The organism is Intrasporangium sp. (assembly GCF_035280925.1).
GTDB lineage: Bacteria > Actinomycetota > Actinomycetes > Actinomycetales > Dermatophilaceae > Intrasporangium.
Window position 1 is genome coordinate 1 of the sequence record NZ_DATEEY010000011.1, and the last position, 6533, is coordinate 6533.

Genomic DNA, 6533 nt, shown 5'->3' on the forward strand with positions numbered 1-6533 from the left:
AGCTCGCGCAGGATGCTGGCGATGACCGTTTGGAGCTCGACGGGGAGGTAGCAGCGGTTCTGGTCGGTGACCATGTGCAGCCCGGCGCCGAGCTCGTCGATGTCGCGGTCGTCGGCGGCGCCCCGCTCCAAGCGTTCGAGCGTGTCGCTGATGGTGCCGCTGTGGAGCTTGCAGGCACCACATTGTCCGCATGACTCGACGTGCAGGAACCGGGCGAACATGCGGGCGACAGCCACCATGTCGGCGGTGTCGTCGTAGACGATGAGTCCCGCCGAGCCCAACCCGCTGCCGATCGCGGCGAGGTCCTCGTAGGTGGCCGGTATGTCGAGGTGGTCGGGGGTGATCACCCCGTTGGAAACTCCGGAGAAGACCGCTTTGACGCTCCGGCCGGGGTGGGTGCCGCCCCCGACCTGCTCGATGACGTGGCGGATGGTGGTGCCGAGCTCCAGCTCGGCGTAGCCGGGGCGGACGACGTCGCCGACCACGGTGAACACCATGGTGCCGGGCGAGTCCCAGGTTCCCAGTGCCCGGTACCACTCGGCGCCGTTGGTCAGGATGTGCGGCACGGTGGCGAGGGTCTCGACGTTGTTGACGATCGTGGGGTTGGCCGCCTCGCCGCCGGCATCGCCTCCGTCGCGGGCCGTCCAGCCCATCTGTGGCCCGGACGCGAACAGGCCGTGTAGGTAGGGCGGGTCGCGGCGTGGCAGGGGGTCCTCGCCCTCGACGACCTCGAGGAGTGCCTTCTCCTCACCGAACAGGTAGGAGTCGGGTCCCAGGACGAGGCTGATCGGCACGTCGCCGGCGAGCCCCACGGCCCGCATCTCGACCAAGGCCCGGCGCAGGATCTCGACCTCGCGGGTGAAGCTGGCCTTGACGGCCAGATAGGCGCGGGAGGCCCGCACGGTCAGGGCGGCGATGGCCAGACCCTCGATCACCTGGTAGGGGTTGTGGCGCAGGATGGCCCGGTCCTTGAAGGTGCCCGGCTCGCCCTCGGCGCCGTTGGCGACGACGAAGCGGCGCTCGTCGTCGCGGCTGGCGTCGAGGATCGAGAGCCACTTGCGGCCGGTCCGGAAGCCGCCGCCGCCACGGCCGCGCAGGCCCGACAGGGTCACCTCCTCGGCGGTTCTCCAGGGACCGAGGGACCGTGCGATGCGCAGGCCTTCCCCGCCGCCTCGGGAGCGGTAAGCGGCGACCGAGCTGACCGGGTCTCCGCCCAGCACGACGCGAGGGCGGGGTGTCCGCTCCGATGTGGCAGGCATGGCGATGGCGTTCCTTTCAGGAGAATCGGAACGTGGGTGTCCCCGGGGCGAGCGAGCCCCGGCGGCCAGCCGGCGTCGAGGGGGGAGACTCGACGCCGGCTGGCTCGGGGACGGCGGCGAACCCGTGCCGGGGCTGGGCCTCGGACCCGGGGCTCAGCGGACGGCGGTGTGCTGGAAGGTGCGGACCGCGGCCGCGGTGAGCGCCACGGCGAACAGGGCGACGACGCCGAGGCTGAGGGAGGCCATGGCGGTGGTGTTGCTCATGCCCCAGATGTCGTGGAGGCCGGCGCCGTCGTCGCCGGCAAGGCCGTAGCGGACGAGGGCGAGCACGTGGGTGATGGGCAGGAGCTTGCCGATGACGGTGAGCCCGGCGGGCAGGGCGCTGATCGGGAAGAAGGAGCCGGCGAAGAAGAAGGGCACGATGGCGACGGGTGGCAACGCGCCGATGTATTCCTCCTGAGTGTGAAGGCGGTTGGCGAGCACCTCGGCAACGCCGTACATGGCGACGGCGAAGAGCAGGGTGGCTGCGGCGAACCACATCACTCCGGTTGCTTCGAGCTCGAATTCGGCGCCGCGGATGGCGGAGGCACCGAGCAGCACGGCCACTTGGAGGCTGGCGAGGGCCACGGCGACGACGAGGTTGCCGGCCACGATCAACGGGCGGGAGACCGGTGCGGCCAGCAGATCACGCTGGCCCCCGCCGAGGCGGTCCACGACCACGCCGAGGCCGGACTGGATGGTGCTCAGCGGAACGAGCAAGCCGATGGTGGCCACGGCGACGAAGGTCATGTAGTCGACGCCTCCGACCGGGGTCCCGAAGGTGTCGGCCAGGGCGGGCACGACCACCAGCGCGAAGAGCAACGGGGCGGACAGCGGGATGAGTAGCTCACGGGGTGTGCGGGCGCTGATGGCGAGGCGCCGGCGGGCCAGGGTGGCCACGGCGACCCGGCCGCGGGTCCGGGCCCGGGGCGGGGTGGCGGTGGGGGTGTCGAGGGTCACGGTGCCGGTGGCGGCAGTCACGGAGTTCTCCTTGGTCGAGGTCAGGTTGGGATCGATGGGCTCGTCGGAGGTCGGCGCCGCCGGGCCCCGACCCCCGACGAGGTTCAGGCGGCGAGCGACTCGCCGGTGAGCTGGAGGTAGACGTCGTCGAGGGTGGGGGGACGGGCGGAGATGGCGGTGACGCCGAGTCCCAGGTCGCTGATGGTCGCGATCGCCTCACGTGCCGGTCGGTCGTGCACTGGCACCCGGAGGGTGGCGCCGACGGCGAAGGCGTCGTCGCCGGCGACACCTTGGGCGCGCAGCGAGGACACCGCGGTCGATACGTCGCCGTCGAGGCGCAGCTCGACGAGCTCGCGACCCATGTGGGCCAGCAACGCGGCCGGGCTGTCGAGGGCCACGATGCGGCCCTGGTGCACGATGGCGACGCGATCGCAGAGCTGTTCGGCCTCATCCAGGTAGTGCGTGGTGAGCAGGATGGTCATCCCTCCTGCGGCGCGCAGACCGGCGATGAGGTCGAGCAGCTCGAAGCGGAAGCGGGGATCGAGGCCGACCGTGGGCTCGTCCAGGAACAGCACCTCGGGCTCCGAGATCAGGGCACGAGCGATCTCGAGCCGGCGGCGCTGGCCACCGCTGTAGCTGTCGACGGACCGGTCGATCACCTCGCCGAGACCGAAGGGGTCGACCACCTCGGCGATGCGCTTCCGCGCGCCAGCGGTGTCGAGGCCCCACAACCGGGCATGCACCTCCAGGTTGCGGCGACCCGTGAGGCCCCGATCGACGACCGGCTCCTGGAACACGACGGCGCTCGCCTGGCGGGCGTCGATCGGGTGGGAGGCGACGTCGAAGCCCGCCACGCGTGCCCGGCCCGAGGTGGGGGCGATGGTGGTGGTGAGCATGCCGACGGTCGTCGACTTGCCCGCGCCGTTGGGGCCGAGCAGCCCGAACACCTCGCCGTGCGGGACGGCGAAGTCGATGCCCTTCACCGCCTCGACGCCGCCCGGATAGGTCTTGACCAGGTCCTCGACCCGGATCGCAAATGAGTGATTGGTCGTCATGCAAGCGACGGTAAGGACCGACCTTGCGCTGGTCATCACCCGAAGGTGGACACCCGGGTGGGCCCTTCCTCGAGCTCGTTGCCGCCCTCGTGCCAGCGAGACCCGAGCCGTAGTACCAACGGAGACGGGGGACCCCGCGCCCGGGTGATCGACGGTGACAGCGCTCTCTGTGTGCCTGCTACCGCCCTATCGGCTCTCGGGAGCGACCCGGTGGACCGATATCAGCGGCAGGCCGAGGTCACGGACCTTGGCGAGGAGACCGTGCAGCGCCGCCTGGTCGGTGACCGGGCCCGCGATGAGCGTCACGCCGTCGGGTTCGGACGTGATCTGCAATCCGTCGAACCAGGCCGACCAGTGCTGGTCGAGCATCCCCTCGACACGGATCTCGTATCTCACAGGCTCCAGCGAACTGCACCGGCGAAGACGCGTCGTCACCCACAGGTGCGTCTTCGGCGTGGTACCGGCGCGGCGCCAGCGTCTCGTTCGGGACCGAAGGTAGTAGCGTCGGATGTTGGAGCTTCGGCGGGGAGCGATGTCTGACATGCCCGACAGCACTCCCGAGCACCCGGTGGCGCGTGGGCCGGATCTGCTGGCGACCAAGCTCCGCTTACCGCGGCCGCTGCCGGGTTTCGCGGCCCGCCCGCGGCTGGTCGACCGGCTCGACGACGGGTTGATGCGCGAGCTCACGCTGGTCTGCGCGCCCGCCGGCTTCGGCAAGACGTCGCTGTTGGCCGACTGGAGCCGGCGAGGCGAGCGGCTTGTCGGCTGGTTGTCTCTGGACGCCGGCGACAACGACCCGGTGCGGTTCTGGCGCCACACGGTCGCCGCGCTCGATCGGGTGCGGCCCGGGCTCGCCGAGAGCGTCTCCCCGCTGCTCAGTCCGCCGGCACCGTCGTCCTTCGACGCTCTGGCCACCGCACTGGTCAACGAGTTGGCCCGCGAGGATGGCCACGCGGTGCTCGTCTTCGACGACTACCACTTGATCGAGGCGCAGGCTGTGCACGCCTCGCTGCAGTTCCTGCTCGAGCACCAGCCGCCGTCGCTGCACGTGGTGCTCGCCACCCGCGCCGACCCGCAGCTGCCGCTTGCCCGGCTCCGGGCCCGCGGCCAGCTCACCGAGCTGCGCGCCGCCGAGCTGATGTTCACCCGGGAGGAAGCGGCAGCTCTGCTGCGCGCCGCGGCTGGGCTGGAGCTGAGCGAGGACGCGGTGTCGGCGCTGGTGGCCCGCACCGAGGGGTGGGCCGCGGGCCTGCAGCTGGCAGGTCTGTCGTTGCAACGCCAGCCGGACGTCGCCGGGTTCCTGGAGTCGTTCTCGGGCAGCCACCGCCATGTCCTGGACTACCTGGCCGAGGAGGTGCTCGAGCAGCAGCCGGAGCCCGTACGGGAGTTCCTGTTCGAGACCTCGGTGCTGGACCGGCTGTCGGGCCCGCTGTGCGACGCCGTCACCGGGCGGGCCGATGGCCAGCAGATGCTGGAGGCCATCGAGGCAGCCAACCTGTTCCTGGCGCCGTTGGACGAGGTGCGTGGCTGGTGGCGCTACCACCATCTGTTCGCCGACGTACTCCGCGCGCGCAGCCAGCGGCGGGACCCCGAGCGCGTGCGGCAGCTGCACCGCAACGCAGCGTCGTGGCACGAGGAACATGGGCCGGTCGACGACGCCGTGAGCCACGCACTGGCGGCCGGGGATCCCACCTGGGCGGCCCGGTTGATCGAGCGCCATGCCGACGAGCTCCTCCTGCGCAGCGAGGGCGCCACCCTGCACCGGTGGCTCGCGGCCCTTCCCCCGGCGTCGATCGACTCCCGGCCGCGGCTGCTGATCATCCAGACCCGCTTCGTGGGCATGGACGCGGTCGACGGCCTGCTCGATGCCGCCGAGCGGGCACTCCCGCACACCGCCGACGAACCGTACGAACCCACGGCCGGTCGAGGCGTCAGCCGGCTGGCGAACGTGCCCGCGATGATCGCGGTCGGGCGCGCGTACGTCGCCTTCTCGCGGGGGGACTGCGAGGCCACGAGGGCGTTCGCAGCGCAAGCGCTGGCCGAGATCAACGAGGAAGAGTGGTGGCTGGACTCCCTCGCCCAGGCACTCGTCGGGGCGGCCGCGTGGCTCAACGGCCAGATCGAGGACGCCGAACGCGCCATCGCCTCGAGCATCCCACGGTGGCAGGCAGCCGGCGTGCACGACCAGGTCGAGCTGTGGTCCCAATACCTCGGCCCGATCCAGTGCGCCCGAGGCCGCCTCGACCTGGCAGCGGGGACCTACCAGCAGGTCCTGGACGCGGGCACCGCGCCCGATGGGCCGGTGCGGGCCGCCGCGAGCACCGCACACGTGGGTCTCGGCGCCGTCGCCTACCAGCGGAACGAGCTCGACACCGCCCAGCAGCACCTCCGAGAAGGTCTACGGCTGTGCCGCCAATTCGGCAACCCCGACTCGCTGGCCAACGGCCTGGCCACCCTGGCGTGGATCCACCGCGCCCAAGGCGACCTACCGGCCGCCCTCGACGCGATCGACGAGGCCGAACGCGTCTCGGATCCCACGGTGGTCGACCTGCTGAACCCGGTGCCGGCACAACGGGCACGGCTGCTGCTGTCCCACGGCGACGTCGCCGCCGCAGCCCGGTGGACAGAACAGCGCGGCCTCGCGGCCGACGACGAACCGAGCTATGCCCACGAGGTCGCCTACCTGCTCCTGGCCCGTGTGCTCCTCGCACAAGACCAGCCCGACCGAGCGCTCGAGCTCCTCGACCGGCTCCAGGCCGAAGCCGTGGCCCAGGACCGGACGGGCAGCGTCATCGAGATCCAAGCCTTGCGGGCGCTGGGGCTGGCCGCGCTCGGCGACGAGGACGGCGCCGTGGCCACCCTGGCCGAGACGGTCACGCTGGCCCACCCCCAGGGCTACATCCGCGTCTTCGTCGACGAGGGCCCGCCGATGGGCGCCCTGCTCGGCCGGCTCATACGGACCCAGCAGGTCGCGGTTCCCGGCGACTACGTCGGCCGGCTCGTGCGGGCCCTCCAGAACGACATCGAAGGCCGCGCCTCGGACGAGCGACCGACTGCTGCCATCGTGCCGGGCCTTGTCACCGCGCTCAGCGACCGCGAGCTCGAAGTTCTCCACCTGCTGGCCGCCGGCAAACAGAACCAGGACATCGCCAACGAACTGCACATGGCGCTCAACACGGTCAAGAAGCACGCCACGCACATCTTCGACAAGCTCGGTGCC

5 protein-coding genes are annotated in these 6533 nt (G+C 71.5%); 1 reads left to right on the forward strand and 4 read right to left on the reverse strand.

The window, feature by feature from the left end; all coding sequences use genetic code 11:
• The 4 genes from VJN29_RS01315 to VJN29_RS01330 form a co-directional block, all read right to left on the reverse strand.
• Positions 1-1259, reverse strand: a 1259-nt coding sequence (locus VJN29_RS01315; protein WP_324141623.1) for an NADH-ubiquinone oxidoreductase-F iron-sulfur binding region domain-containing protein, incomplete at its 3' end; no start/stop codon positions are given.
• Between the two features lie 153 nt (positions 1260-1412).
• Entirely contained in the window at positions 1413-2279 is an 867-nt protein-coding gene (locus VJN29_RS01320; protein WP_324141625.1) for an ABC transporter permease, read from the reverse strand.
• A gap of 83 nt (positions 2280-2362) precedes the next feature.
• Complete coding sequence (locus VJN29_RS01325; protein WP_324141627.1) at positions 2363-3313, reverse strand: ATP-binding cassette domain-containing protein; 951 nt, start codon at positions 3311-3313, stop codon at positions 2363-2365.
• Positions 3314-3499: 186 nt separating this feature from the next.
• Positions 3500-3709, reverse strand: coding sequence for a hypothetical protein (locus tag VJN29_RS01330; protein WP_324141629.1), 210 nt, complete (start codon positions 3707-3709; stop codon positions 3500-3502).
• Between the two features lie 145 nt (positions 3710-3854).
• Here VJN29_RS01330 and VJN29_RS01335 point away from each other — a divergent pair.
• On the forward strand, positions 3855-6533 hold a 2679-nt coding region (locus VJN29_RS01335), incomplete at its 3' end, for a LuxR C-terminal-related transcriptional regulator (protein WP_324141631.1).

Coding starts and splice junctions, on each gene's coding strand:
- VJN29_RS01325 (WP_324141627.1), bottom strand. CDS start 3,313: ATGACGACCAATCACTCATTTGCGATCCGGGTCGAGGACCTGGTCAAG.